Source organism: Pseudarthrobacter adonitolis (assembly GCF_055412845.1).
Window position 1 is genome coordinate 382,691 of the sequence record NZ_JBVAYW010000001.1, and the last position, 25,301, is coordinate 407,991.

The 25,301-nt window shown below is 64.3% G+C and carries 26 protein-coding genes; 13 read left to right on the top strand and 13 right to left on the bottom strand.

What is annotated here, in order from left to right; all coding sequences use genetic code 11:
- The first annotated feature begins 30 nt into the window (after window positions 1-30).
- A complete protein-coding gene (gene dapE, locus ACZYZ4_RS01925; RefSeq protein ID WP_463857659.1) occupies window positions 31-1,167 on the top strand; it encodes a succinyl-diaminopimelate desuccinylase in 1,137 nt (378 codons plus the stop codon).
- Window positions 1,168-1,230: 63 nt separating this feature from the next.
- Here the strand turns inward: dapE and ACZYZ4_RS01930 are convergent, their stop codons facing one another.
- From ACZYZ4_RS01930 to ACZYZ4_RS01945, 4 genes are all read right to left on the bottom strand, one after another.
- Window positions 1,231-2,088 (bottom strand): amino acid ABC transporter permease, encoded by an 858-nt coding sequence (locus ACZYZ4_RS01930; protein WP_463857661.1) that lies wholly within the window; start codon window positions 2,086-2,088, stop codon window positions 1,231-1,233.
- Window positions 2,085-2,735 (bottom strand): amino acid ABC transporter permease, encoded by a 651-nt coding sequence (locus tag ACZYZ4_RS01935; RefSeq protein WP_056343998.1) that lies wholly within the window; start codon window positions 2,733-2,735, stop codon window positions 2,085-2,087. Before ACZYZ4_RS01935 ends, ACZYZ4_RS01930 begins: the two co-directional genes overlap by 4 nt.
- Window positions 2,736-2,830: 95 nt before the next feature.
- Complete coding sequence (locus tag ACZYZ4_RS01940; protein WP_463857663.1) at window positions 2,831-3,718, bottom strand: glutamate ABC transporter substrate-binding protein; 888 nt, start codon at window positions 3,716-3,718, stop codon at window positions 2,831-2,833.
- A 73-nt stretch (window positions 3,719-3,791) separates the two neighbouring features.
- A complete protein-coding gene (locus tag ACZYZ4_RS01945) occupies window positions 3,792-4,547 on the bottom strand; it encodes an amino acid ABC transporter ATP-binding protein (protein ID WP_463857665.1) in 756 nt (251 codons plus the stop codon).
- A 116-nt stretch (window positions 4,548-4,663) separates the two neighbouring features.
- On the opposite strand from ACZYZ4_RS01945, the gene ACZYZ4_RS01950 reads away from it, so the two are divergent.
- The 4 genes from ACZYZ4_RS01950 to ACZYZ4_RS01965 all read left to right on the top strand — a co-directional run bounded on the left by ACZYZ4_RS01950 (window position 4,664) and on the right by ACZYZ4_RS01965 (window position 7,518).
- The gene (locus ACZYZ4_RS01950) at window positions 4,664-5,446 is read left to right on the top strand and encodes an LOG family protein (RefSeq protein WP_463857667.1); all 783 of its coding nucleotides are present in this window, start codon (window positions 4,664-4,666) and stop codon (window positions 5,444-5,446) included.
- A 23-nt stretch (window positions 5,447-5,469) separates the two neighbouring features.
- Window positions 5,470-5,871 (top strand): DivIVA domain-containing protein, encoded by a 402-nt coding sequence (locus ACZYZ4_RS01955; RefSeq protein WP_463857669.1) that lies wholly within the window; start codon window positions 5,470-5,472, stop codon window positions 5,869-5,871.
- Window positions 5,868-7,115, top strand: coding sequence for a putative hexosyltransferase (locus ACZYZ4_RS01960; protein ID WP_463857671.1), 1,248 nt, complete (start codon window positions 5,868-5,870; stop codon window positions 7,113-7,115). Before ACZYZ4_RS01955 ends, ACZYZ4_RS01960 begins: the two co-directional genes overlap by 4 nt.
- Window positions 7,116-7,350: 235 nt before the next feature.
- Window positions 7,351-7,518 carry a DUF3117 domain-containing protein gene (locus ACZYZ4_RS01965; protein ID WP_009357720.1) on the top strand — a complete coding sequence of 56 codons (168 nt, stop codon included), beginning with the start codon at window positions 7,351-7,353 and terminating at the stop codon, window positions 7,516-7,518.
- A gap of 83 nt (window positions 7,519-7,601) precedes the next feature.
- Here ACZYZ4_RS01965 and ACZYZ4_RS01970 read toward each other — a convergent pair whose 3' ends face one another.
- Window positions 7,602-8,234 carry an O-methyltransferase gene (locus ACZYZ4_RS01970; protein ID WP_463857673.1) on the bottom strand — a complete coding sequence of 211 codons (633 nt, stop codon included), beginning with the start codon at window positions 8,232-8,234 and terminating at the stop codon, window positions 7,602-7,604.
- 227 nt (window positions 8,235-8,461) lie between these two features.
- Between ACZYZ4_RS01970 and sigE the strand changes: the two genes are divergently transcribed.
- The 3 genes from sigE (at window position 8,462) to ACZYZ4_RS01985 (ending at window position 10,437) form a co-directional block, all read left to right on the top strand.
- Window positions 8,462-9,079 (top strand): RNA polymerase sigma factor SigE, encoded by a 618-nt coding sequence (sigE, locus tag ACZYZ4_RS01975; RefSeq protein WP_463857674.1) that lies wholly within the window; start codon window positions 8,462-8,464, stop codon window positions 9,077-9,079.
- Between the two features lie 8 nt (window positions 9,080-9,087).
- Entirely contained in the window at window positions 9,088-9,957 is an 870-nt protein-coding gene (locus ACZYZ4_RS01980) for an anti-sigma factor (RefSeq protein WP_463857676.1), read from the top strand.
- Between the two features lie 69 nt (window positions 9,958-10,026).
- Window positions 10,027-10,437, top strand: a complete 411-nt coding sequence (locus ACZYZ4_RS01985) for a twin-arginine translocase TatA/TatE family subunit (RefSeq protein ID WP_463857678.1) — start codon at window positions 10,027-10,029, stop codon at window positions 10,435-10,437.
- Between the two features lie 31 nt (window positions 10,438-10,468).
- Here ACZYZ4_RS01985 and ACZYZ4_RS01990 read toward each other — a convergent pair whose 3' ends face one another.
- Genes ACZYZ4_RS01990 through ACZYZ4_RS02000 form a run of 3 tightly spaced genes read right to left on the bottom strand, consistent with a single transcriptional unit; the run spans window position 10,469 to window position 13,621 of the window.
- Entirely contained in the window at window positions 10,469-11,596 is a 1,128-nt protein-coding gene (locus tag ACZYZ4_RS01990; protein ID WP_463857679.1) for an Mrp/NBP35 family ATP-binding protein, read from the bottom strand.
- Window positions 11,597-11,607: 11 nt separating this feature from the next.
- Window positions 11,608-12,345, bottom strand: coding sequence for a DUF1003 domain-containing protein (locus ACZYZ4_RS01995; RefSeq protein ID WP_463857681.1), 738 nt, complete (start codon window positions 12,343-12,345; stop codon window positions 11,608-11,610).
- Window positions 12,338-13,621 carry a magnesium transporter MgtE N-terminal domain-containing protein gene (locus ACZYZ4_RS02000; RefSeq protein ID WP_463857683.1) on the bottom strand — a complete coding sequence of 428 codons (1,284 nt, stop codon included), beginning with the start codon at window positions 13,619-13,621 and terminating at the stop codon, window positions 12,338-12,340. The genes ACZYZ4_RS01995 and ACZYZ4_RS02000 overlap by 8 nt, the downstream gene beginning before the upstream one ends.
- A gap of 77 nt (window positions 13,622-13,698) precedes the next feature.
- Here ACZYZ4_RS02000 and ACZYZ4_RS02005 point away from each other — a divergent pair, with 77 nt between their 5' ends.
- Window positions 13,699-14,667 (top strand): YflT domain-containing protein, encoded by a 969-nt coding sequence (locus ACZYZ4_RS02005; protein ID WP_463857685.1) that lies wholly within the window; start codon window positions 13,699-13,701, stop codon window positions 14,665-14,667.
- Here the strand turns inward: ACZYZ4_RS02005 and ACZYZ4_RS02010 are convergent.
- Complete coding sequence (locus ACZYZ4_RS02010) at window positions 14,664-14,837, bottom strand: hypothetical protein (protein ID WP_463857687.1); 174 nt, start codon at window positions 14,835-14,837, stop codon at window positions 14,664-14,666. The genes ACZYZ4_RS02005 and ACZYZ4_RS02010 overlap by 4 nt on opposite strands.
- Window positions 14,838-15,045: 208 nt before the next feature.
- Between ACZYZ4_RS02010 and ACZYZ4_RS02015 the strand changes: the two genes are divergently transcribed.
- Both ACZYZ4_RS02015 and ACZYZ4_RS02020 read left to right on the top strand, forming a co-directional pair.
- Window positions 15,046-16,248, top strand: coding sequence for a tyrosine-type recombinase/integrase (locus ACZYZ4_RS02015; RefSeq protein ID WP_463857689.1), 1,203 nt, complete (start codon window positions 15,046-15,048; stop codon window positions 16,246-16,248).
- Entirely contained in the window at window positions 16,245-18,536 is a 2,292-nt protein-coding gene (locus ACZYZ4_RS02020) for a tyrosine-type recombinase/integrase (RefSeq protein ID WP_463857691.1), read from the top strand. The genes ACZYZ4_RS02015 and ACZYZ4_RS02020 overlap by 4 nt, the downstream gene beginning before the upstream one ends.
- A gap of 487 nt (window positions 18,537-19,023) precedes the next feature.
- Here the strand turns inward: ACZYZ4_RS02020 and ACZYZ4_RS02025 are convergent, their stop codons facing one another.
- Entirely contained in the window at window positions 19,024-19,155 is a 132-nt protein-coding gene (locus ACZYZ4_RS02025) for a hypothetical protein (RefSeq protein ID WP_463857693.1), read from the bottom strand.
- A gap of 217 nt (window positions 19,156-19,372) precedes the next feature.
- Window positions 19,373-20,971, bottom strand: a complete 1,599-nt coding sequence (locus ACZYZ4_RS02030; protein ID WP_463857694.1) for an aminopeptidase P family protein — start codon at window positions 20,969-20,971, stop codon at window positions 19,373-19,375.
- A gap of 70 nt (window positions 20,972-21,041) precedes the next feature.
- Between ACZYZ4_RS02030 and ACZYZ4_RS02035 the strand changes: the two genes are divergently transcribed.
- Entirely contained in the window at window positions 21,042-21,896 is an 855-nt protein-coding gene (locus ACZYZ4_RS02035) for a PHP domain-containing protein (RefSeq protein ID WP_463857696.1), read from the top strand.
- A gap of 123 nt (window positions 21,897-22,019) precedes the next feature.
- A complete protein-coding gene (locus tag ACZYZ4_RS02040) occupies window positions 22,020-22,394 on the top strand; it encodes a hypothetical protein (protein ID WP_463857697.1) in 375 nt (124 codons plus the stop codon).
- 68 nt (window positions 22,395-22,462) lie between these two features.
- Here ACZYZ4_RS02040 and ACZYZ4_RS02045 read toward each other — a convergent pair whose 3' ends face one another.
- Together ACZYZ4_RS02045 and ACZYZ4_RS02050 are read right to left on the bottom strand one after the other, a co-directional pair.
- Complete coding sequence (locus ACZYZ4_RS02045) at window positions 22,463-23,335, bottom strand: DNA-methyltransferase (RefSeq protein ID WP_463857699.1); 873 nt, start codon at window positions 23,333-23,335, stop codon at window positions 22,463-22,465.
- Between the two features lie 8 nt (window positions 23,336-23,343).
- A complete protein-coding gene (locus ACZYZ4_RS02050) occupies window positions 23,344-25,047 on the bottom strand; it encodes a DEAD/DEAH box helicase (RefSeq protein ID WP_463857701.1) in 1,704 nt (567 codons plus the stop codon).
- Window positions 25,048-25,301: the final 254 nt, after the last annotated feature.

Genomic DNA, 25,301 nt, shown 5'->3' on the forward strand with positions numbered 1-25,301 from the left:
CGGGCATCCCGTTCGAACTAGACTGGCAACGTGACTGCCGAAACCGCCCCTAAATCGATCACCGCGCCTTTGGACCTCCGCCAGGACGTCTCCGTGCTGACCGCCGCCCTGATGGACATCAACAGTGTGTCCGGGAACGAGACGGAACTGGCTGACGCCGTCGAAGTGGCGCTGCGGGCCATCCCGGAACTCCTGGTGGTTCGCGACGGTGACTCCATCATCGCGCGCACGGAACTGGGCAGGGCGGAACGCGTCATCCTCGCCGGACACCTGGACACAGTGCCGTTGCCGGTCACCGAGGGAGCACGCGGAACCGTCCCGTCCACCTGGGAATCAGGTGTCCCGGGGGAAGGCGTACTCTACGGGCGCGGAGCCACTGACATGAAAGGCGGCGTCGCCGTGCAGCTCGCGCTGGCGGCCACAATGTTCGACGGCGGCGCGGCGCCCGAGCGGGACGTCACCTTCGTGTTCTACGACCACGAGGAAGTGGAAGCGGTCAAGAGTGGTCTGGCCCGTCTGGTCCGGAACCACGGCAGCCTCCTGGGCGGCGATTTTGCCATCCTCCTGGAACCGACACATGGCACCGTCGAGGGCGGCTGCAACGGCACCAGCCGTTTTGAGGCCACCACGGTGGGCGAGGCAGCGCACTCCGCCCGTGCATGGATGGGCAGCAACGCCATCCACGCGGCGGCACCCATCCTGGCCCGGCTTGCGGACTACGAGCCGCGGACCATCAACGTGGATGGCCTGGACTACCGCGAGAGCCTGAATGCGGTGAAGATCCACGGCGGCACAGCCGGCAACGTGATCCCGGACCGCTGCGTCGTGGAAATCAACTACCGCTTCGCCCCGGACAAGTCCCCGGACCAGGCGGAGGCACATGTCCGCGAAATTTTGGCGGGCTTCGCTGTGGTCCGCACGGACGCTGCCGCTGGCGCCCGGCCCGGACTGAACCACCCTGCCGCCGCGGCCTTTGTGGCCGCCGTCGGAGCGGAGCCGAAACCGAAATACGGCTGGACCGACGTCGCACGTTTCAGCGAATTGGGGATCCCGGCGGTGAACTTCGGCCCCGGGGACCCGCTGCTGGCGCACAAAGACAACGAGCACGTCGACGCCGACGCCATCCGGGAGTGCCTGCGGGCCTTGCGGAGCTGGCTCGCAGCGTAGCCCGCAAGCAGAAGGGTCCGCAGCCTGCAGGCTGCGGACCCTTCTGCTTGTGTGGAGGTGTTGCTACTTGGGTTCCCGTACGTCCGGCAGTTCCGGAGCAACGACGGCGGTTGGGGCTTTTGCCACGCCGCCGGCCACCCTCGTGGAACCCCGGCGCTCGATCCAGATTGCGAGCCGGGAAACGCAGATGTTGATCACAATGTAGATGGCGGCAGCCACAAAGAAGATGGGGAACAGGAACGCGTTCCCGAGGAAGTCCGCCATGACCTGTACTGCGCGCAGAAGTTCGCCGTACGCCACGATGTAGCCCAGGGAGGTGTCCTTCAGGAGCACCACGAGTTGGGCAACCAGCGACGGCATCATGCGGCGGACGGCCTGCGGCAGCTCGATGAGCATCCGGGACTGGAAACTGGTCAGGCCGATGGTCAGGCCCGCCTCCCGCTGTCCCTTCGGCAGTGATTGGATGCCGGCCCGGATGATCTCCGCGAAGATAGCGGTGTTGTAGAGGACAAGCCCGGCCACCACTGCGACGAAGGAACTCGTCCCGAATACCAGCAGAACGAAGAGCATCATCAGGACAACCGGCATGCCGCGCAGGAATTCCAGGACCACGCGGGCAGGAATCCGGATCCAGGCAACCAGCGAGATGCGCAGCAGGCAGAACATCAGGCCGAGGGGGAACGCGATCACTGCGGCGAGGGCGGCGGCGCTGAGCGTGGCGCCGAGGCCATTGGCGAGCAGCGTCCAGACGTCGCCTCGGGTGAAGATCGCCCAGCGGCGACCTTCGAAAATGCCCTGCTGGGCGAGAATCATGACGATCCAAGCCAGGAGGCCCAGGATCAGCACGGTTCCAACCACGGAACCGATCAGCGAGACCCGGCGCGCTTTGGGGCCGGGAACGTCGTAGAGGACTGAAGTCATCGGGCAATCGCCACCTTTCGTTCCACCGTGCTGGCCAGGATGCCCAGCGGAATGGTGAGGAGCAGATAGAAGAACGCTACGCCCAGCAGTACTGCCATGACCTGGTCACCGTTGGCGTTGGCCATTTGGCGGCCGTAGCCGAACAGTTCCAGGACAAAGAACGCGCCGGCGACGGAGGAGTTTTTGACCAGGGCGATCAGGATATTGATCAGCGGCGGGATCACGGTCCGAAGCGCCTGCGGCAGGATGATGAGATTCAGGACCTGGCCGAAGTTCATGCCGATGCTGCGCGCGGCCTCAGCCTGGCCGAGCGGGACGCTGTTAACGCCTGAGCGGACTGCTTCGGCAATGAAGGCCGCTGTATAGGCGCTGAGGGCGATGATCGCTGCGACCTCGAACTGCTGGAATGTCACGCCGAGACGGGGCAGGACGATCGCTGCGAAGAAGAAGGCAATGGTCAGAGGAGTGTTCCGGAGAATTTCCACGTAGACGGTGCTGAATCCCCGGAGGGCCGCAACGGGGGAAACGCGGGCTGCTGCCAGGAGTGTTCCGAGGATAAGGGCGATGATCCCGGAGACGACGGACAGGAAAAGGGTGCGGAGAAGGCCTTCCCAATACAGGGGGAGGTTTTCAATGATGACTTCCATAGGATCCTTCGGCTCTGGGCGTAGGGGGTCAAAAAGCAGGCGGGCGGCTTCCGGGGAACGCGTTCAACGAATTCCCCGGAAGCCGCCGCGGCTACCTAGTAGCGGTTGATGGCAGGAAGTTCAGGGGCGGTCTTGATGACCGAACCTGCCGTTGCTTCCCAGGCCTTCTTGTAGGACCCGTCCTTGCCGAACGCCTCAAGCTGGTCATTGATCCAGTTGCGGAACTCGGTGTCGTCCTTCTTCAGGCCAATGCCGTACGGCTCTTTGGTGAAGGTTTTATCCGATGCCAGCTTGAAGGCATCCGGTTCCTTGTCCACAAAGCCGGCCAGGATCACGTTGTCGGTGGTGATCGCTTCGACCTGCTTGTTGCGCAGCGGCTCAAGGCAAGCGGAGTAGGTGGCTGCCGGAACGAGCTCGGCCTTGTACTTGTCCACGATGGTCGCGGCCGGGGTGGAACCGGTCACGGAGCAGACCTTCTTGCCTGCGACGTCCTCGGGCTTGGTGATGGAGGTGTTGTCCTTGTTCACCATCAGCGCCTGGCCGGCCTCGTAGTACGGTCCCGCGAAGCTGACAACCTGCTTGCGCTTGTCATTGATGGTGTACGTGGCAATAACAAGGTCCACCTTGCCCTGCTCGATGAAGGGCTCGCGGTTGGCTGAGACTGTCTCTGACCATTCGATCTTGTCCGCAGCGATGCCCAGCTTGGCTGCGATCAGCTTGCCCATCTCGACGTCGAAGCCCACCGGCTTGCCGTCCAGGCCCACCTGGCCGAAGAGCGGCTGGTCGTACTTGGTGCCGATCTTGATGGTGCCTGCGGCGGACAGCTTGGCCATGGTGGTGCCGGCGGCAAACGTCGGTTTGTCGGCAACAGTGGGATCGCTGGTGGTACCGGGGGTGGTGCCGCCGCATGCGCTCAGGGACAACGCCAGGGCAGCAGTAGCCGCCACGAAGAACGACTTCCGGCGGGTCATAAATGCCTTCATGACATTCCTTTCATTGGTCGGCCGTGGGTCACGGCCTGGGTGAGAACTGGAGTGTGTGTTCGTTGATGGAAAATCAGTGGGTAAGCAGCTTGGACAGGAAGTCCTTCGCGCGGTCACTCTTCGGATTGGTGAAGAATTCTTCCGGCTTGGTATCCTCCACGATCTGGCCATCCGCCATGAACACCACACGGTCGGCCGCCTTCCGGGCGAAGCCCATTTCGTGCGTGACCACCACCATGGTCATGCCTTCCTTGGCCAGCTGGATCATGACGTCGAGGACCTCGTTGATCATCTCGGGGTCCAGCGCAGAGGTGGGCTCATCAAAGAGCATGACCTTCGGTTTCATGGCCAGGGCGCGGGCGATGGCCACACGCTGCTGCTGGCCGCCGGAGAGCTGCGCCGGGAGTTTGGGGGCCTGGTGACCCACACCTACGCGTTCCAGCAATGCCATGGCATCTTTGTCGGCCTGCGCCTTGGCGACGCCTTTAACTTTGATGGGACCGAGCGTCACGTTCTCAAGGATGGTCTTGTGCGCGAAGAGGTTAAAGGACTGAAAGACCATGCCGACGTCGGCGCGGAGCTGGGCCAGCTCCTTCCCCTCCTCCGGCAGCACCTTTCCGTCAATGCTGATGGTGCCGCCTTCGATGGTTTCCAGACGGTTGATGGCACGGCACAACGTGGACTTTCCTGAGCCTGACGGGCCAATGACCACCACCACTTCGCCCTTACGGACGTGGAGATTGATGTCCTTCAAAACGTGCAACTGACCGTAATGCTTATTCACACCATTCAGGGAGACGAGCGCATCGCCGGGCACATGAGTAGTCATAAGAAGAATCTAGCGAACATTGGCTGGTTATGAGGTGAATCACGCCAAGTTCCCGCGGATCGTGATTCAAGAGATACCTGCCACCGGCACGCTGGCCTTGGCATTAGCCTTGGGGGATGAGCATCAACGCAGATCCGGCCAAAACCTCCCAGCCGCGCCGTAAGGGGCCCCTTGAACTCCGCCGCAAGCAGGCGGCTGTGGAAATGTCCGACCAGCATCTGCTTGATACCAAGGGCGCCGGACAGTTCGTCCATTCAGACCCTTGGCGTGTCCTTCGGATCCAGAGCGAGTTTGTCGAGGGGTTCGGCGCCCTTGCCGATCTGGGGCCCGCAGTCAGTGTCTTCGGCTCGGCGCGCACCAAGCCTGGCAGCCCGTACTACGAAATGGGCATGGAGGTGGGCCGGAAGTTGGCCGCCGCGGGCGTGGCTGTCATCACTGGCGGCGGTCCTGGCTCCATGGAGGCCGCCAACCGTGGCACCGTGGAAGGCAACGGCGTCTCCGTGGGCCTGGGCATTGAATTGCCCTTTGAACAGGGCCTGAACCAGTGGGTGGACCTCGGCATCAACTTCCGTTACTTCTTCGCCCGGAAGACCATGTTCGTCAAATATGCCCAAGGTTTCATCGTTCTTCCCGGCGGGCTGGGCACACTGGATGAACTTTTCGAGGCCATGGTCCTGGTCCAGACCCGGAAGGTGACCTCGTTCCCGATCGTGCTCCTCGGCGTCGACTTCTGGGGGCCGATGATCGAATGGATCAGGGGCACCCTCGTGGCCGAAGGAATGGTCTCCGAAAAGGATTTGGACCTCATCCAGGTGGTGGACGATCCCGCCGAAGCGGTGGAACTGGTGCTCCACGGGACAGCCCCGGTCCCCACCAACGGCGAACAACGGCCCGAATAGCCCGCCGGCCCATATCTGGCACGATGGGTGCTGTGAGTTTTTTCCTGGTTTACCTCGCCATCGTGCTGATCGCCGCCACCCTGTGGGCAGGCGCCGGTGGCCGCCGCGGCATCCTGCGCAGCCTCCGTCGGGGCAGCGAACCTGCCGTCGGCGCCGAGGTCCCGGAGAATCCGATTCTCTACCCGGGGCTCGGGCAGCCGCCGGCCAACCTTCCGCCGGTGCTGCTGCCCACAGAGGCTGCCCCGGCCGACGTCGACCGGGTCCGCTTCTCCCTCGGCCTGCGTGGGTACCGGATGGACCAGGTGGATCAGGTCCTGGACGAACTGCGGGACCAGATCGCCGCCAAAGACGAAGAAATGGGCAGGCTCCGGGCACGGCTGCTGGAAGTTGAACGGGCGGCGCGCCGCCCGGAGGCCGGCGCTTGAGCACTGACACGGGGGACCGGACGGGCCCGACGGCGTTGATCATCGCATTCGGCGCCCGTGCCGCGGGCGCGGTCCAACGCTGGCCATGGTGGCTTCAGGTTGCCGTCCTCTATGCCGCCGCCCGGCTGGTCAGCGCATGCATCTTCATGGCAGCCGCCCTGCACCAAGGGCCCAACCCATGGTTTCCGGCCGTCCCCGACTACTGGAACTTCATCAATATCTGGGACGCGCGATGGTATGGCCGGATCATCACTGACGGCTATCCGGCATCTCTTCCAACGGACGCCGCCGGCAACGTGCAGGAAAATGCGTGGGCGTTCTACCCGCTCTTCCCGGCCCTGGGCCGGGCGCTCGCAGGACTTACCGGAATCAGCCCTGCCGCGGCGCTGACGGTCATCGCCATGCTTTCGGGGTTGGGGGCGGCGCTGGCTGTGTACGGCCTGTTCAGACACAAGGCTTCGCACGCTGCGGCGCTTTGGGGGGTTGCGTTCTTCGCGACCTTTCCGGTGTCGGCTATTCTCCAAGTCCCGTATGCGGAGCCCTTGACCATTTTCCTGCTAGCTGCGGCGCTGCTGTTGCTCATCAGGCGTCATTATGTCCGGGCCATGCCGGTGGTACTGCTGCTGTGCCTATCCCGTCCCGTGGGCGTTCCTTTTGCCGCCGTGGTGGGACTCCTCTTTCTCTGGCGACTCGTGGAACGGGGGCGCGAGGAGCGGCCGGGCACCCACAGCCTGGGGGAGCTGGCCTCCCTGGCGGGCCTTACCCTTGTGTGCGGCGCCTCGGCCCTGCTGTGGCCGGCAACGGCCTGGGCCGCCACCGGGGACATCGCGGCGTACACCAAAACCGAAACAGTGTGGCGCGGCCGCGACCTGGTGCCCTTCAAGCCCTGGTTCGACACCGGCGTCGACCTCTTTGGTCCCGTCCTGGGGATCGTGGCGCCTTTCGTCTTTGCAGGCCTTTTTGTGCTCCTGCTGCTCTCCCCGCCGGTGCTCCGGCTTGGTGTGGAAATGCGCCTGTGGTGCGCCTGCTATATGGGTTACCTCCTGCTGTTCCTCCACCCCCAGACCAGTACTTTCCGGATGCTGCTCCCGTTGTTTCCGTTGGCCCTGGCTGCCGCGCTGCTGTCCCGGTCCAAGGCCTACCGCGGCACAGTCCTGACCATGTTCGTCCTGCTCCAGATCGTGTGGATCGTCTGGCTGTGGGCGTGGGCGCAGCTTCCGGGCGGCGGCGATTATCCGCCGTGATCGCGGGCGGCGCCTGGCCAGCGGATTGGGGAATCCGACGCGGCCGTAAATGTCCATCGATTAGCTACGCGCGGGTCATTACGGGATAATAGTAAGTAAGCAGGGACAAAAAGCATTCAGAAATGTTTAGCCATGGCGGCATCAGCACGGGCCGCCATAGCGGCTTGATTTGACCATGCGGACACAGCCCATCCGGGCTGATATGTCCTGGGACTAAATGGAGGGGAAATTCCTCATGGCGGCTATGAAACCACGCACCGGCGACGGCCCTATGGAAGTCACCAAAGAGGGCCGCAGCCTGATCATGCGCGTACCGCTCGAAGGCGGCGGACGGCTTGTGGTGGAACTGAACGCTGCGGAGGCGGCCAACCTTAAGGAATGCCTCGTCGGCGTGACTGAATAATCCTGTTCGGCGTTGCCGAATAATCCCGCAGGGCCAGGGTCCGCAGCCAACCGGCTGCGGACCCTGGCTTATTTCTTGCGGATTTACTTCTTGACCGCGACCAGCAGTCCGTCGCCGGTGGGAAGCATCGCGGACGCCAGACGGTCGTCGTCGCGGATGGCCTTGCCCACCTGGCGGAGCACAACGGTGTTGGCCTCCCGGACGGCCGGGTTGGCCACGCGGTCCTTGTCCAGCGCGTCATTGATGATAAGCAGCCCGCCGGCCTTCAGGAGCCGGACGGCCTGTTCCACGTAGCCGGGCAGGCCGGGCTTGTCGGCGTCGACAAACACCAGGTCATAAGCGGAGTCGGTCAGGCGCGGCAGGACATCGCCAGCGCGGCCGGAAATGGTACGGGTGCGGTTGGCCGGGCTGCCAGCCTCCGAAAACGCTTCACGTGCCGCCTTCAGATGTTCCACGTCCACGTCGATGGTGGTCAGCACGGCCTGCGGCCCAAGCCCCCGCAGGATGCAGACCCCCGAGACGCCTGCGCCTGTCCCGATTTCGACGGCAGTCTGGGCCTTAGAGCCCGCAGCCAACACCGTCAGGACCGCACCAACGCCTGCGCCGATGGGCGTTACGCCCAGTTCGAAGGAGCGCTCCCTGGCACGAAGCATGACCTCATCCTCTGCGGGCAGATCTTCTGCATAGGACCAGCTCGTGGATTTGTCGGCGCTCATGTGATTCGCTTTCTGGGCGGCAGGGGAGTGTTTAGTACAGCCTACTGTGTGCGGGGGTGCCAGCCGCGGAAGGGAATCGTTGCGCCTCTGGCTGAAGAACCGCCCCGGTCAGGAAATTCCCAGCCAACTTTGAAATGATGGATATCCGGTCATCCGTGAGGTGATCGGCGCCGAACCAGAGATGTCAACAGTATCCGGGCGATAGCAATCCACGATGGGAGTGGACGATGTCAGCATCAGGTGTGGCACCTGTCCCTGTAACGGAAGTTTCCGCCGCTGTGTGGGTCAGGCCCACCTGGGAGGAAGTGGTGGCCAACCACTCCGCCAAGGTCTACCGGCTCGCTTACCGCCTGACCGGGAACAAGTTCGACGCCGAGGACCTCACCCAGGAGGTGTTTGTCCGCGTCTTCCGGTCACTGGAGAATTTCAAGCCAGGGACACTCGATGGCTGGCTGCACCGCATCACCACCAACCTGTTCCTGGACCAGGCGCGCCGGAAAACCCGCATCCGGTTTGACGCGCTGACCGATGACGCCGAATCCCGGATTCCCGGGCGGGAGCCCGGACCGGAACAGAGCTTCGAACTGAACAACCTGGACCTCGATGTCCAGGCTGCCTTGAAAGAACTGCCCCCGGACTTCCGCGCAGCCGTCGTGCTTTGCGACCTGGAAGGCCTGTCCTACGACGAAGTGGCCGCAGCACTCGGCGTCAAACTGGGTACCGTCCGTTCCCGTATCCACCGGGGCCGGACCATGCTGCGCGAAAAGCTGGCCCACCGCGATCCCCGGCCACAGCAAGGACGAAAGCCGAAGCTTTCGCTGCCACGCATCGCCAGCATCCTCTGATCGGCACCATGACGCCCCAGAACCCCTTCGGCCGCCGGCATCACCGCGGTGCCGACCACGTGCAGACCTGCGCAGACTGTGCAGCGGCGCTGAAGCGTGAACGCCAGTACATCGAGCGGCTCCGTGACGCAGCCGTGCCGCCTGCCAGCGATGACCTGACGGCCCGGCTACTGGCCAGGACGCAGCTGCTCGCGGCCGCAGCGGAGCCAGCCCCGAGCCCCTACCGGGCCGCGAGAGTCCTGGCATTCGCCGCCGGCGGGACAGCCGCAGCCGCTGGAATTCTTGCTGTCAGCGCGTTTGCGCTGGCGGGGGACAGCCTGCCCGTAGCCCAAACGGCCATCAATGGGAGCCTGGTGCAGCATACGGCCCAGCTGCCGGCCGACGGCAGGGAGCTCAGTGCCCCGCAGCTGTTGGCCCTTCGCTCTGAAGGCTGGGTTTGTCCGGAGCTGGAGTCACTCGGCTTCCACGTCCGGAGCGCCAATGCCATAACACTCAATGGCCTGCCGGCGGTGGAAATGCACCTGTCCGATGGGCGGCACTACGCCACCATCGTCGAACAGCATCCCGCGGACGCCGAACAGACCCCTGAGCAGAACTCCGGTCAGATCGATGGGAAGCCGCTGGTCAGCAACCTGGCGCCCTGGACGGCCACCGTTGAGACCGCGGCAGGCATTTTTAGGGTTGAGTCCGACCTCCCGACGGAACAGGCCAACGACGCCGTTCCGGTGCTGCAGCGGCTCAGCCTCCTCGCCGTTGAAGGACTTAACGCGGGTGTCAGCACGGCGCCTGACGCCCCCCCGGTGACCGCAGCGGACGACTCTCCCACGGACCGGTTGGAGCGGGGAATCCGCAAACTCGGGGAGATGCTGGTTCCGTGATACAGGCACTTTGCGACGCTGGCGGGCTGGAATCGTCAGCGGGGCTCCGGAGAGGGTAATCTTCCTAAAGTGTTTGGAATCAACGGCCCGGAGTTCTTCCTCCTGCTGATCATCGGCATCCTGGTGATCGGCCCCCAGCGCCTGCCCGAATACACCCAGAAACTTGCGAATCTGGTGAAGGAAGTCCGCCGGATGGCCTCCGGTGCACGGGAGCAGATCAAGGAAGAAGTCGGCATCGACATCGACGATGTCGACTGGAAGAAATACGATCCCCGCCAGTATGATCCGCGGCGCATCATCAAGGAAGCCCTCCTGGACGACGACGCCAAACCCCTCAGTGCCGGCGCGCCGGCCGCGGTAGCTGCCGTCGCCGGTGCAGGGGCCGTTACCACAGGCGGGACGGCTCCCTCCCGTCCGGAACGAGTGGTCCAATGGCTGCCGCTGGGCGAACCCGCGCCGTTCGATACCGAAGCAACCTAGGGCCACGTCGCCTCTGGTGGGCGATGATGCGCTAGCGGGGTTGCAGGCCCAGCTTCATCCCCGTCAGGCCTCTGGGTCTGGCTGCAAGTTTTCCGGCGATTTCGGTCAGGGCAATGGCCGCCGGTGTCTCTGGCCGGCCAAGCACTATGGGCGCGCCGGTATCGCCGCCTTCCCGCAGCAGGATGTCCAGCGGGATCTGTCCCAGGAGCGGCACCTCGGTGCCCACCGTCGTTGTGAGTCTTTCGGCGAGGACCGCCCCGCCGCCGCTTCCAAACAGCTCCATCCTGCCGCCGTCGGGCATTTCCAGGTATGACATGTTCTCGATGACGCCGGCCACCGTCTGACCTGTCTGGGTGGCGATGGCACCGGCGCGCTCGGCGACGTCGGCAGCTGCAGCCTGCGGCGTGGTGACCACCAGGATCTCGGCCTTCGGCAGCAACTGGGCCACCGAAATCGCGATGTCACCGGTGCCGGGCGGCAGGTCGAGGAAAAGGGCGTCGAGGTCGCCGAAGTAGACGTCGGTCAGGAACTGTTCCAGGGCCCGGTGGAGCATCGGCCCGCGCCAGGCAACCGGCTGGTTTCCGGCGACGAACATGCCGATGGAAATCACTTTCACACCGTAGGCCACCGGCGGCAGGATCATGTCGTCCACCCGGGTGGGAGCCTGTGTGATGCCCATCAGGGCCGGGATCGAGAAGCCATGGACGTCGGCGTCCACGATGCCCACACGGAGCCCTTGGGCGGCCAGGGCGCAGGCCAGGTTGACCGTCAGCGATGACTTGCCCACGCCGCCCTTTCCGCTGGCCACCGCAAACACCTTGGTCAGCGACCCCGGCTCGTTGAACGGAATCCCGCGCTGGCCGGAGGCGCCGCGGAGCTGTTCCTTCAGGGCGTCCCGCTGGGCCTGGTTCATCACTTTCAGTTCAACCTCGACGGCGGTCACGCCCGGAACTGCGGACAGCGCCTTTTCGGAGTCGGCAGTAATGGTCCCGCGCAGGGGACAGCCCGCGATGGTCAGCAGGACGGCCAGTCTGACATGGCCGTCCGCGGAGATGTCCACGGACTCCACCATTCCCAGTTCCGTGATGGGACGGCGGAGCTCAGGATCGATCACAGTTGTCAGTGCAGCGTGGACTGCCTGCTCCAGGGGGTCGCTCATGCCGGCAGTGCTCAGCTTTCGGTGATGGGGTTGTGCTTTGGGATAGCCGGGTCCTGAACGGATGGCTCCTTCGCGGCCTGGTCCTTGACGGCGTGGCCGGGCTTGAGCTTGGGAAGCTGGGTGCGGGGATTCCGCTGCTTATCGCGCTTTTCCTTAAGCCTGTCCTTGATCTTCTCGCGCGGAGACTCGTGGCTGCCGGCACCGGCGTGATCGTGGGTCCGCAGCTCTTCCTGGGCTTCCAGCATGTCCTCTAGGAGCGATCGCAGTTCGGCCCGGACGTAGTCGCGGGTGGCAACCTCGCGCAGCGCGATCCTCAGTGAAGCCAGCTCCCGGGTGAGGTACTCGGTGTCGGCCAGGTTGCGTGCCGCCTGTTGGCGATCCTGCTGGAGGGAGACCCGGTCGCGGTCGTCCTGCCGGTTCTGGGCCAGCAGCAGCAGCGGGGCCGCGTATGAGGCCTGCAGCGAAAGCATTAGTGTCAGGAGGGTGTAGCCCAGGAGGCGCGAATCGAACTGCCACTCCGCCGGTGCCCACGTGTTCCAGACCAGCCAGACGACGACGAAGACGGTCATGTAGACCAGGAACTGCGGCGTGCCCATAAACCGGGCGAAGCCTTCCGTCGCATGCCCGAATGCATCCGGGTCGGGTGAGAACTTCGGCAGGATGCGCTGGCGGCCACTTAGGGGTGTGTCGAGTCCGCCCTTGGCCGACGCCTTCTTATTGGGATTCTTAGTGGCGCCGGTGTCAGCCAATGCGGCCTCCCAGTTTTCTTATCGGGGCTTCGCCATCATAGGCGCGCCAGTCATCCGGCAACAGATGATCCAAAACGTCATCAACAGTCACCGCCCCCACGAGCCGGCCTGCGTCATTGACCACGGGAAGACAGTTCAGGTTGTAGGTGGCGAGGGTGCGCGCCACCTCGCTGATGTGGGCCTGGTCGGAGACCGGCTCAAGGTTCTTGTCCACGAGGTTGCCCAGGGGTTCCGGCGGCGGATAGCGGAGCAGTTGCTGGATGTGCACAACGCCCAGGAACCGTCCCGTGGGGGTTTCCAACGGGGGCCGGGTGATGAAGATGGACGAGGCGAGGGCGGGAGAGAGTTCCTCACGGCGGACGTGGGCCAGTGCCTCGGCGACAGTTGCCTCCGGGGGGAGGATCACCGGAACAGGCGTCATCAGGCCACCGGCGGTGTCCTCGTCGTATTCGAGGAGCCGCCTGACGTCCTCGGCGCCTTCGGGTTCCATGAGGCGGAGAAGCTCCTCCGCCTGTGCAGTGGGGAGCTCGGCGAGGAGGTCGGCGGCGTCGTCGGGGTCCATTTCCTCCAGGACGTCCGCCGCGCGTTCGACGTCGAGGGCGGAGAGGATCTCCACCTGGTCGTCTTCGGGCATTTCCTGCAGCACGTCGGCAAGGCGTTCGTCCTGGAGTTCGCTGGCCACTTCGAAGCGGCGTTTGTCGCTCATTTCCTGCAGGGCCTCGGCGAAGTCTGCGGGTTTGAGGTCCTCGTGGTTGGCCACGAACTGGGTGGCTGCCTGGGGTTCGGTGCGGGCGCCTTGGAGCGCGTCGGCCCAGTCGATGATCATGGTCTCGTTCCGGCGCAGCCGGCTGAGTGGGGACAGGGAGTGGCCCCGGCGGACGAACAGCTTGCTCACGAACCAGTCGCGGGACCGGTGCTGGTCCATGGCGATGTCCTCGATTGTGGCGTCGCCGCTGCCGTCCCGGAGAGTGACGCGGCGGTCGAACATTTCCGCGACCACCAGCGTCTCCGCTCCGCGCTGCTCAAAGCGCCGGAGGTTGACCAGGCCCGTGCAAATGATCTGAGTCTGGTCGATGGAGGTAATGCGTGTCATCGGCACAAAGACCCGCTTTTTGCCGGGAACTTCGACGACGATACCCACCACGTGCGGGGCACCGCGGCTGCCACGCGAGAGCACCACCACATCGCGCAACCTGCCCAGGCGGTCGCCCAAGGGGTCGAAGACGTCAAGACCCAGCAGGCGGGCCACGAAGACGCGCGAAAGATTTGTGCTCACGTCTACAGGCTACCGAGTCTGCTCTCTTTTAGCTGAATTTACAGGCGGCATACATGCTGATGGGCAAGAATGGGTGTATGTCAAACATTTTTGGTGCTCCCAAGGCCGGTGGCCCCAGCGGGCCCGACGACGCCCGCACGGTGCCCACCGGTGACACCGTAGGCTCGTACACCTCCTACTTGGATGCCCAGAAGGCGGTGGACTACCTCGCCGACCAGCAGTTCCCGGTCCAGATGGTTTCCATCGTGGGCAACGAACTGAAGATGGTTGAGCGGGTGACCGGCCGCCTCAGCTACCCTCGGGTGGCTCTCTCCGGGGCGCTCAGCGGTATGTGGTTTGGCCTCTTCGTTGGCGTCATGCTTTCCTTCTTCGCACCGGCGCCCGGCTATTTCTCCATCCTGGCATCTGTGCTGATGGGGGCCGCCTTCTTTATGCTGTTCGGCATCGTCACGTATGCCATGCAGCGCGGAAAGCGGGATTTCACCTCCACCAGCCAGGTGGTGGCCACCAACTACGACGTGGTGGTGTCGGTGGAAGCTGCCCATGATGCGCGCCGGCTGCTCCAGCAGCTGCCCATGACCCGCTCGGACGCAGCAGCCGCCCCATACAATCCCCAGGGCTACCAGAACCAGCCGTCCGGCCAGACGGGCCAGCAGGGTCAGCAGCCCGGCCAGGAAGGTCAGCCGGGCAATCAGCCGGGTCCGGCACCCGCACGCCCTGCAAGCTGGAATGACCCCTATGGACAGCAGGGTGCCGGCACCCCGGTCCAGGGGGCAGCCCAAGGCGTCGGCCAGGTCCACGCCGCCGGGCCGGACCAGGGCGCGCAGCCGGAGGCGGCGGCCCAGCCGGCGAAGGCTCCCGTTGGCGCCGTCCGCTACCCGGACCTCCCTGACGGCCGGCCCCAGTACGGCGTCCGCGTCACTGACCAGGCCACCACAGGCCAGCCCGGCACAGAACAGGCCAGCACAGGCCAGCCCGCCGCAGATCGGTCCCGGACGCAGTCCCAGCCTGACTCGGCCAAGGACTCCGGCGAATCCACACCTTAGGCGGCGCCGCCGGAGGCCTGGGTTGCCCACGGCCCGAGCATCAGCCTAGTTGGCTCGTCTGGCTCCCGGCTGCTGCGCGGCGAAGCCCCCAGGGCGCGGTGCAGCTGCGGTACCCGGTGGAGGCAGTCCACCGGCCGTGCCCCGCCGAGGTCCCGGTCGGGTGTGATCATCCAGGCAGTGAAGTAATTGTGCGGTATCCGTAGTTCCAGGGCGTGCCGGAACAGGGACGCCACGGCAGGGTGGACCTGGCCGCCGCGGACGAACTGGAAGCCCGGGCAGTACGTTCCCTCGCCGATGATCTGTTTACCGGACTAAGTCGATGGTTAACGGCGCGTGTCGCCGGCCTGGGACGAGCTCTGTCAGCGTCATGCTTTGGTCATGGATTTCTCGGATTGCAGTTCGGATCGGCATCGAGCGGAGGGACTGACTGTCGCGAACGTCGGGCGGGTGATTCCTCGTTCCGGTGTTCCTGGGTTCGTGGTCCTCGACGCGGTGGGCGAGGAGTTCGCTCCTGCCACGGAGTATCTGCTTGAGCTGGCAGCGTCGGACCGTTCGCCTCAAACGGTACGAACCTATGCCTTGTCGTTGCTTCGGTTCCTTCGATTTTTGTGGGCTGTCGGGGTCAGCTGGGAGCAGGCAACGTCCCTTGAAGCGCGTGACTTCGTGTTGTGGGCGCGCCAGGCCGAGAAGTTCGTCGGGAATCGTAACGTCCCGCAGCGGCGGGGGAGCCGGAACCTTGTCACGGGAAAGAGGCATCTCGGAATGCGTTACTCACCCGCGACGATCAACCACACGACGACGGTGTGCAAGGAGTTTTACGCTTTCCAGCTTCGGGTGGGTGAGGGGCCCATCGTGAATCCTTTCGAGCTGCGCCGTGGCCGAGCCCATGCGCATCATGATCCTCAGCGGGAGTTTGCCCCGGTGCGGCGCCAGCCCTTGCGTCAGCGCGAGGCACACCGGGTGCCCAAATCAATCCCGGATGGAAAGTTCAACGATCTGTTTCGGCGTTTGCGGTCCAACAGGGACCGGGCGTTGGTGGCGTTTTATGTCAGCAGCGGTGCGCGGGCGAGCGAGCTGCTCGGGATCACGGGCGACCGGGTCAACGTGGGAGACCAGCTGATCGGCGTTTACCGCAAAGGCGGCCAGCTGCAATGGTTACCCGCTGCGCCTGATGCTTTCGTATGGCTTCGGCTCTATCAGCTCGAAGGAGGCGTCGCCGGCCCGGATGAACCGGTTTGGCTCACGCTGCGGGGCGAGCCCCGTCCTCTGACCTACGAAGCCATGCGCGCCGTACTGAGACGCTGCAACGACCTGCTCGGTTCGAACTGGACGCTGCACGATCTGCGGCACACGTTCGCGATCCGAGCGCTCGAGGGCGGGATGGGCCTTCACGAAGTCCAAGAGTTACTGGGTCACCAGTCGCTGACTACGACCACGGTCTATGCGGTTCCGCATATGGAGGAAGTCATCGAGCATTACCGGGCCCATCTGAGCAGCAGGACTTCCCCTGCCGCTGACAGTTCACCGGCCGGTCAGCCCTATAACCCCGATGAGTTGCGCGTGCTTTGGGGGAACCAGTGACAACTCCGCCCATCAATAAGATCCAGACCGCACGACGAAGCTGGAATGACCACACGCCGCCACCACAGGAACAACAACCGCCTGCACTGCCGCCCATCCCTTCTGGACCGCTGACCAGCGCCAGCATTGAGGACATCATCAACCGTCTTGAGGACTGCAGCCAGTACTGGCCACAGGTGCATGAGCACAGGGCGCGCATTCGGCGCCTACTCGGTCATTTGAGGCAGTTGCCGGGTGAAACCTGGCAGGACCGCTGGGCGCTGTTCGAGGGCCAGGTCGGGCATGACGCTCTGATGTGGCGGCTCAGAATAGTCGGCGGTTCAAGCAAGAACACGAAGAATCGCAACGAGGTCGAAGGACTCAATGCGGCGATGGGACCGCTGCTGGCTCTGGACGTCATGCGCCCGTCCCACCGGTGGATCGCGGGTCAGCGCTTTGCCTTCTGGAAAGCACTCAGCCGGTTCCGGGATCCCGCCCACACAGCTAAACTCGAAAACGCCCTCCGCCATGCGAAGGCTTCACCGGCCCAGGCCACTAGCGGGATCCTTACCTTAGGTCGCATTCAGGCCCATACAGGCAAATCGATCCGCCAGCTCACAGCCGAAGACATCCTCGACCGGACTACCCAGCTTCCCGGGAAGCTGATCGACGTCAGCCGCAGCGGGCTGACCGCCGTATGGCCCGTGCTGCACGGGCTGGGATGGATCAGACACGATTCCGGGACCATGCCCACACGGCTCCGCGTCGGACCGAAAACGGTGGATGAGATGGTCGACTACTACGACATCACCGGCCCCTGCCGGGAACCACTCATACGCTATCTTCAGGTCCGGTCGGCTGGCCTCGACTACGCCTCGCTCTGTGCTTTGGGCAGGTATCTTGCCGGCCTCTTCTTCGCCGACATCGTCAAGCACTACCCAGGCCAACGCAGCTTCGCACTGACTCCGAAGCAGGCTGCTGGCTGGAAAGCCAGGGTCAAAGTCAAGGCCGACGGCTCGCCGCGCCGGGAAGTTTACAGCGTCTTCTTCTCCGTCCGGGCGTTCTATCTCGACATCAGCCAATGGGCACTCGAAGATGCCTTCTGGGCGCAATGGGTCGCCCCAAGCCCCGTAACCTTCGCGGAAACCCGTGGTTACGTGAAGCACCGGCGCGCGACCATCGCAACGATGCAGCAGCGCACCCGTGAACTGGCTCCCGTGTTGCCCCGTCTGGTGGAGGCTGCCGAACAGGCCCTCCGCGCAGCAGAAGCAACCCTGGCGGATGCCAAGATGGCAGGCGCCGGCCAAACTATCGACATGGAAGGTGAGGCTTGGGAAGTCTTCCAGAGCAGTGAACATGCGCATGTACGGATTCGGCGCAATGGAAAGGACCGGGACCTGTCCTTTGAAGAGGACAACGCCTTCTGGACTTGGGCGCTTGTTGAGACGCTTCGACACACCGGTGCACGGATCGAAGAAGTCCTCGAGTTGGTGCACATGAGCATCCAGCCCTATAAGGTTCCAGGGACCGGGGAGACCATACCGCTGCTGCACTTCGCTCCGAGCAAGACCGATACCGAGCGTCTGATGGTGGCAGGCCCCGAGCTCGTGCACGTGCTCTACCGAGTGCTTTCGCGTGTCACCAAGGACACTGGTGGTGCACCACTGACACAGCGATGGGACTCAGCTGAGAAAGTGCTGAGCTCACCTCTTCCGCACCTGTTCGTCCGCCGCCGTGGCGCCGGACCGCCGAACGTGATGACGACGGCCACCGTCTCCACGCTGCTCAATGACTTGGCGCGACGCGCGCGTATCAAGGTCAGCGGTGCCGAGGTGAGGTTCACCCCGCACGATTTCCGTCGCATCTTCGCGACCGAGGCACTTGCCAGCGGCTTGCCTCCACACATCGTGCAGGTGCTGATGGGGCACGCCAGTCTGGCGACGACTCAGGGATACGCAGCGATTTATCCCAGGGACGTCATTCGGCACCACCGCACCTTCATCGAAAAGCGACGGGTCATTCGGCCCACCGAAGAATACCGCGAACCAACCGCCGCCGAATGGGACGAATTCGAAGCCCATTCGTGCAACGCAAACTCAGCCTCGGCAGCTGCGGACGGGCATACGGAACAGGCTGTCAACACGAACACGCCTGCCTGCGCTGCGCGCTCCTCCGCCCCGACCCAGCCCAGATTCGCCGGCTCCAGGACATCATCGACAATCTCGAAGAACGCATCACTGAAGCTAAACAACACGGCTGGATCGGCGACGTCGAAGGCCTCCGTGTCACGCTCAACAGCGCCGAACTGAAACTCGCCCAGATGCATAAGATGCAGAACCACGACGACCGCGAGGTCGTCGAACTCGGGATCCCACGAGTTCGATTCGAAGCCAAAGAGCGCTGATGAGGACACCACTGAATACGCACTCAAATTCTCAGCCGGGCCAAGGAGAACTCGTGAATCGAGGCCTTTCGTCAGCGGTTCAACCGGCGGCGCTTGTCCCATACGCGGTCGGTTCCCCAGCGGACAATCCACAGAGCCACAACGAGCAAGAGCGTCTCGGTGCCGTTCGGAGGAGCACTGAAAGAAGAAAAAATATAGGGAAATGCGAATACCAAGAAAGCAGTTCCGACGAGGGCGACGAGGACAGCTCGAGCATTCATCTTGGTTCTCCCCTGCCGGTAGCCGATTGCTCTTAGCCTAATGCCGTGGGTCAAGGCCTCTACGGACGCCCACCCTTGCAACCCTTCCCAACCTCGATAGTCCGGATAAGAAGACCCGGACGAGCTGCCGCATCACCGGGTCCGGGACTTCCATGCGTTCGGAGAGCCGGCGCCGACCTGCTCCAGGGTAGGCAAGGTGAACTCGGCCCTGATGGATTCCCAGACCAGGTCGCTGATGGGCCTGCCGATGATGGCTGAGGACATCAGCTGCCGTCGTCGATGGACTCGAGTAGCCACTGGGTGGTGAGGGGTTGGCGGCGCAGCGTGAGGGTCCGCAACGCCGAGGTGGAGCTGCGGCGCGTTATCTGCCCTCACCAACGCCAACTCTTGGCAAGCGATTGCCAAAAACCTTATGAGAGCTTCCCTAAGGGGTATGGTCGTCCAACGCATCCCCGCGGGGATGCGCTGGACGCAACGTCCGCTAGCGGTCAGCGCCGCTTGCCAACCCGCCGTCCAGTTCCTGGTAGATGCCTGCCATCCAGGACTGGATGTCGTCGGCCTTGCGGGGCAGTGCGGCGCTGAGGTTCACCGGACCATCGGCGGTCATCAGGATGTCGTCTTCAATCCGCACTCCGATGCCGCGGTACTCTGCGGGGATGGCGAGGTCCTCGTTCTTGAAATACAGGCCGGGTTCGATGGTGAAGACCATGCCCTCCGTGAGGATGCCGTCAAGGTACAGTTCACGTTTTGCCTGGGCGCAGTCATGGACATCCAGGCCAAGGTGGTGACTGGTGCCGTGCGGCATCCAGCGGCGGTGCTGCTGGCCCTCCGGGCTGACGGCTTCCTCCACGCTCACGGGCAGCAGGCCCCACTCTGCGAGGCGTTCCGCCAGCACCATGGTGGCGGCGGTGTGGACGTCCCGGAACCTGGCACCCGGCCGGGCAGCGGCGAATCCGGCGTCGGCAGCATCCAGGACTGCCTCGTAGACTTTGCGCTGGACTTCGGTGAACGTGCCGTTGGCCGGCAGGGTCCGGGTGACGTCTGCGGTGTAGAGCGAGTCCGCTTCAACCCCGGCGTCCAGCAGCAGCAGCTCGCCGGCGTTGATCCTGCCCGTGTTCCGGGTCCAGTGCAGCACGGTGGCGTTGTTGCCGGCAGCGGCGATGGTGTCGTAGCCCAGTTCGTTGCCGACCTCGCGGGCACGCGCAAAGAACGCGCCTTCGACGACGCGCTCGCCGCGGGCATGGGAGAGGGCACGAGGCAGGGCCTTGACTACCTCCACGAAGCCCTCAACAGTCGCCGCTACCGCCGTCATCATCTGTTCGATTTCCCACTCGTCCTTCAGGAGGCGGAGCTCGGACAGCGCTTCGGAAAGCTTTTCATCCAGTGCATCGAGGACAGCGAGGTCCAGGTTGTCCGGGTCCTTGGCAGTGTTGTACCGGGCAGTATCCACCAGGGCGTCGATGTTCTCGTCCACCTTGCGGACCAGCCGGATGGAGATGCCGCCGATCTCGGGGGCGCCCACGTTCTTGGTGATCGCAGCCTCGAGTCCATCGATATGGGCGGTGGCCAAGCCCAGGCGCGCTTCGAACTCGGCAAGTGTGGGCCGGGCACCGATCCAGAACTCGCCGGAACGTGAGTCGGCGTAGAACTGTTCAGTATCCCGGCCGGCCAGCGGGCGGAAGTACAGCGTGGCGCGGTGGTGACCGCCGCCGTCGCCCTTTCCTTCACCAGCGGGTTCCAGAATGAGGACGGCGTCAGGCTCATGGTCCAGGCCCAGGCCGGTGAGATGCGCAAACCCCGAATGCGGACGGAACCTGTAGTCGCAGTCGTTGGAGCGGACCTTCAGCGCACCGGCGGGGATGACCAGGCGTTCGCCTTGGAACTTCTCCGAGATGGCCTTGCGCCGGGCCGCGGCGTAGTTGGCCACGGCGTCGAGCGCCGGCAGTTGCTGCTCGGAAGGCGCCCAGTTGCTGGCCATAAAGGTTTTGAAGGCAGCGGAACTGGGCCGCTGCGAGCGGTTGTTGACGCGCTCGTCGAGGGGCTGGGAGGCAGAGTTCAGGGTATTTTCGGCGTCGTTCACGGCACCATCGTCTCACCAGCACCGAGGCGGGGCCAATACCGGCGCGGGCGCGGTCAACTAGGCTGGGCAAGTGAGGATTGACCTGCATGCCCACTCGAATGTTTCGGACGGCACCGAAACCCCCGCCGACGTGATGGCTTCGGCTGCCCGGGCGCGCCTGGACGTGGTGGCGCTGACCGACCATGACTCCACGGATGGCTGGGCTGAGGCGTCCCTCGCGGCGCTGGAAAACGGGGTGGCATTGGTTCCCGGCATGGAGGTTTCCTGCCGGACCGGGCAGGGCATCAGTGTGCATCTGTTGAGTTACCTACACGATCCTGCCCACCCTGGGCTGCTTGAAGAGATCACCAAGGCCAAGGACGCGCGCGTCACCCGGGCGGAACGCATGGTGACTTTGCTCGCCGAAGACTACCCGCTGACGTGGGACGACGTCATCCACCATGTGGCTCCCGGGGCTACCTTGGGCCGGCCGCACATCGCTGATGCCCTGGTGGCGGCCGGTGTGGTGTCTGACCGCTCGGAGGCGTTCACGTCCATCCTGACGTCCCATTCGCGCTACTTTGTCCAGCACTACGCACCCGACCCAGCCACCGCCGTCGAACTTGTCCGGGCCGCAGGAGGCGTTCCCGTGTTCGCCCACCCCGTGGCGTCCGGCCGGGGCCGGATCGTGGGGGAGCGCACGTACCGCGACATGATCGACGCCGGCCTGGCGGGCCTGGAGATCGACCACCGCGACAACCCGGAGGAGGGGCGCGATTTCCTCAGGGGACTTGCAGCCAAGCACGGACTGCTGATCACGGGCTCATCGGACTACCACGGAACGGGCAAACCGAACCTGCTCGGAGAAAACCTCACGACTGCAGAGGTGCTGGCACGGATCGAGGAACTCGGCACGGGAACCGCCGTGGTGCGTGCGGAGCCGTAGCATACTACAGCGTATTGACTAGTCGTCGACGCTGAGTACTCTAGCGCTTACTGGGGAGCGGCGCAGGCCGCGCCATTGGAGGTCTCGTCTCAAGCAGTGTCCAACGAGTGACGGAGAGAATCGATGTTCAAGAAATCCCTGGCCGCGGCTGGCCTTGCTGCCGCCTTTATGTTTGTTCCCACAGCCGCCAATGCGCTGGACTGTACCAACGCCAGCCGCCCGGACAATCTCACCGGGGCCACTTTTTACGAGCCGTTCCCGGGCTTCCAGCTCTATGTTAAAGGCAATTGGGCCTACAGCGTCGCGGACAACGCCTGGATCTTCGTGCCGCCGGGATCGCTCAAGGAGCTTGACCCAACGGCGCCCATCGGCCAGAAGGGGAACTTCCAGAACGGCAGCCATGCGCTGCTGGTCAACGCGCACTGTGACTCCAACGGCGTCGTTCTGGACAACCGGCAGTCTGACCACGGCATCCAGCTGATGCATGGGTGCGGATAGAACCACCGGCTGACAAGCAAGTCGCATTTAACGTCGTTTTGGGCGCCCATAACGACGTTAAGTGCGGCCTAGATGGCCGGGAACGACGAAAAGGTCGCCTTGGCACCCAACCGCTTGGCCATCACGTCGATTGCGGGCTGGTTTTGGTCCACGCACACGAACTTCCGGTCCAGTTTGGCCGCCACGGCGCCGAGCGTCCCGGAACCGGCAAAGAAGTCCAGGCACCAGTCACCGGGCCGGCTTGACGCCGTCACCACACGGCGGATGAGGCCCTCAGGCTTCTGCGTGGGGTACCCGGTCTTTTCCTTGCCCGTGGGGGAGACGATGGTGTGCCACCAGACGTCGGTGGGCAACTTCCCGAGCTCCCGCTTGGCCGGTGTCACCAGGCCGGGTGCCATGTATGGCTCACGGTCCACCTCGGCGTTGTCGAAGTGGTATTTCGCCGGGTTTTTGACGTACACGAGGATGTTGTCATGCTTGGTGGGCCAGCGGTACTTGGCGCGGGCACCGTAGTCGTACGCCCAGATGATCTCGTTGAGGAAGCACTCGCGGCCGAAGATCGCGTCAAGCATCACCTTGGCATAGTGGACTTCCCGGTAGTCCAGGTGGAGGTAGAGCGTGCCGTCGTCTGCCAGCAGCCGCCAGGCCTCCACCAGCCGGGGTTCCAGGAATGACCAGTAGTCACTGAAGGCGTCATCGTACCGGTGCAGGGCGCCCTTGATGGTGTCGTAGGAACGCCCCTTGAAGCCCACGCGGTCGCCGTCACCGTCGGTGTTCAGCACCATCCGGGTTTCCTGGCGCTTCTGGACCCTGCCGGTGTTGAACGGCGGGTCAACGTATATCAAGGTGAAGGCGCCGTCCGGCAGCGAGGGGAGGAACTCCGCGTTGTCCGCGTGAACCACCAGGTTGCTGCCGTCCGGCGCCCAGACGGTGTCAGTCATCGAGGCTGTTATGCCTCGGTGCTGCCGGGCTGCGCACCGTTGTCGGCGCCGGCCACCACTTCGCCGTTGCGGCGGCGGGTCCGGGTCCGGCTGCGGCGGGCACGGGGGTCCACTTCGCCGTCGGCCGGAGCCGCTGTAGCCGGTTCCGGGGCGGGGCTGGTGCCGGCCGTCGCCGCATCAGACGTACGACGACGGCGGTCACCGGAGCGTCCGCCGGGCTCGCCGGTGCGGCGGCTGGTGGAGCGGCCGGCGTCACGGTTGCTGTCGCGGCCGCCATCGCGGCCGCCATCGCGGCCGCCGTCACGGCCACCGCTGGGGCGGGTGTTCTTTTTGCCGGTCTCGCCCAGGTCCTCGAGGACCTCGGCGTCGACCCCGGCCAGCACGCGCTTGTTGCGGGGCAGGCGGCCCTTGGTGCCTTCCGGGATGTCCAGCTCTTCGTAAAGGTGCGGCGAGGAGGAGTACGTTTCCACGGGCTCGGGGACGCTGAGTCCCAGAGCCTTGTTGATCAGGCCCCAGCGCGGCATGTCGTCCCAGTCAACGAAGGTCACGGCGGTGCCCTTGTTGCCCGCGCGGCCGGTGCGGCCCACACGGTGCAGGTAGATCTTTTCGTCCTCAACGCACTGGTAGTTGATAACGTGCGTGACGTCGTCGACGTCGATGCCGCGGGCGGCGACGTCGGTGGCCACCAGGACGTCCACCTTGTTGTTGCGGAAGGCGCGGAGAGCCTGCTCGCGGGCGCCCTGGCCGAGGTCACCGTGGATGGCGGCAGCGGCGAAGCCGCGGTCCACGAGTTCCTCGGAAACCTTCGCGGCAGTGCGCTTGGTCTTGGTGAAGATGATGGTCCGCCCGCGGCCGCGGGCCTGCAGGATGCGGGCAACAACTTCGATCTTGTCCATGCTGTGGGCACGGTAGATGAGCTGGCGGATATCGCGCTTGGTGAGGCCCTCGTCGTCCGGATCAGCGGCCCGGATGTGGGTGGGCTGCGTCATGTACCGGCGGGCCATGGCGATGACCGGGCCGGGCATGGTGGCGGAGAACAGCAGGGTCTGGCGGACCGCAGGGGTACCGGCGATGAGCGTTTCCACGTCCGGGAGGAAGCCGAGGTCCAGCATTTCGTCGGCCTCGTCAAGGATGACCATCTTGACGTTCTTCAGGACGAGGTGCTTCTGCTTGTAGAGGTCGATGAGGCGGCCGGGAGTACCAACGACAACCTCGACGCCGTTCTGCAGGGCCTCCACCTGGGGCTCGTAGGCACGGCCGCCGTAGATGGTGGTGATGCGGGCGTTGCGCTTCCGGGACGCGTTCTGGAGATCGTTGGCCACCTGAACGGCCAGCTCGCGGGTGGGCACAATGACCAGGGCCTGCGGTGCGCCGGGAACGGCGAGCTTGTCATAGCCGGCGTCGTCCGGACCTACCACGCGCTGCAGGGCGGGAATGCCGAAACCGAGGGTCTTGCCGGTGCCGGTCTTGGCCTGCCCGATGATGTCGTGGCCCGAAAGCGCCACCGGCAGGGTCATGGCCTGGATGGGGAAGGGGTGGGTGATCCCGGCGTCGGCGAGGGACTCCACGATGTCGGCGCGGACGTTGTAGTCAGCGAAGGATTTCTCCTCAATCTCGTGCGGCTTCTCGTCCGAGATGATGGTTTCTTCGGGTTCGATCGTCTCGATGCCGGAGTCATCAGTCAGGATCTGGTGGGTATGCAATTCACTCACAGGGGAGTTTCCTTATTCATTTGGGCATTGGCGCTGCCTGCTCAACGGGCCGGCCAACGTGGCCGTTCCGGAGCACGCTCTGGCGCGCAAGCAAATCCAGTGGAAGCCGATCGCGGGCTATCAAAATGCTGGCACTGGTGACCAACGGGTGCATCTCAAGATCGCGTAGGGGCGGGCTTGTTGAATTCAAAATCAAGGAAATCAACGACCGGGCATCCATATCTACTTCTTCAGTCTAGCCGTACGGACCCGGA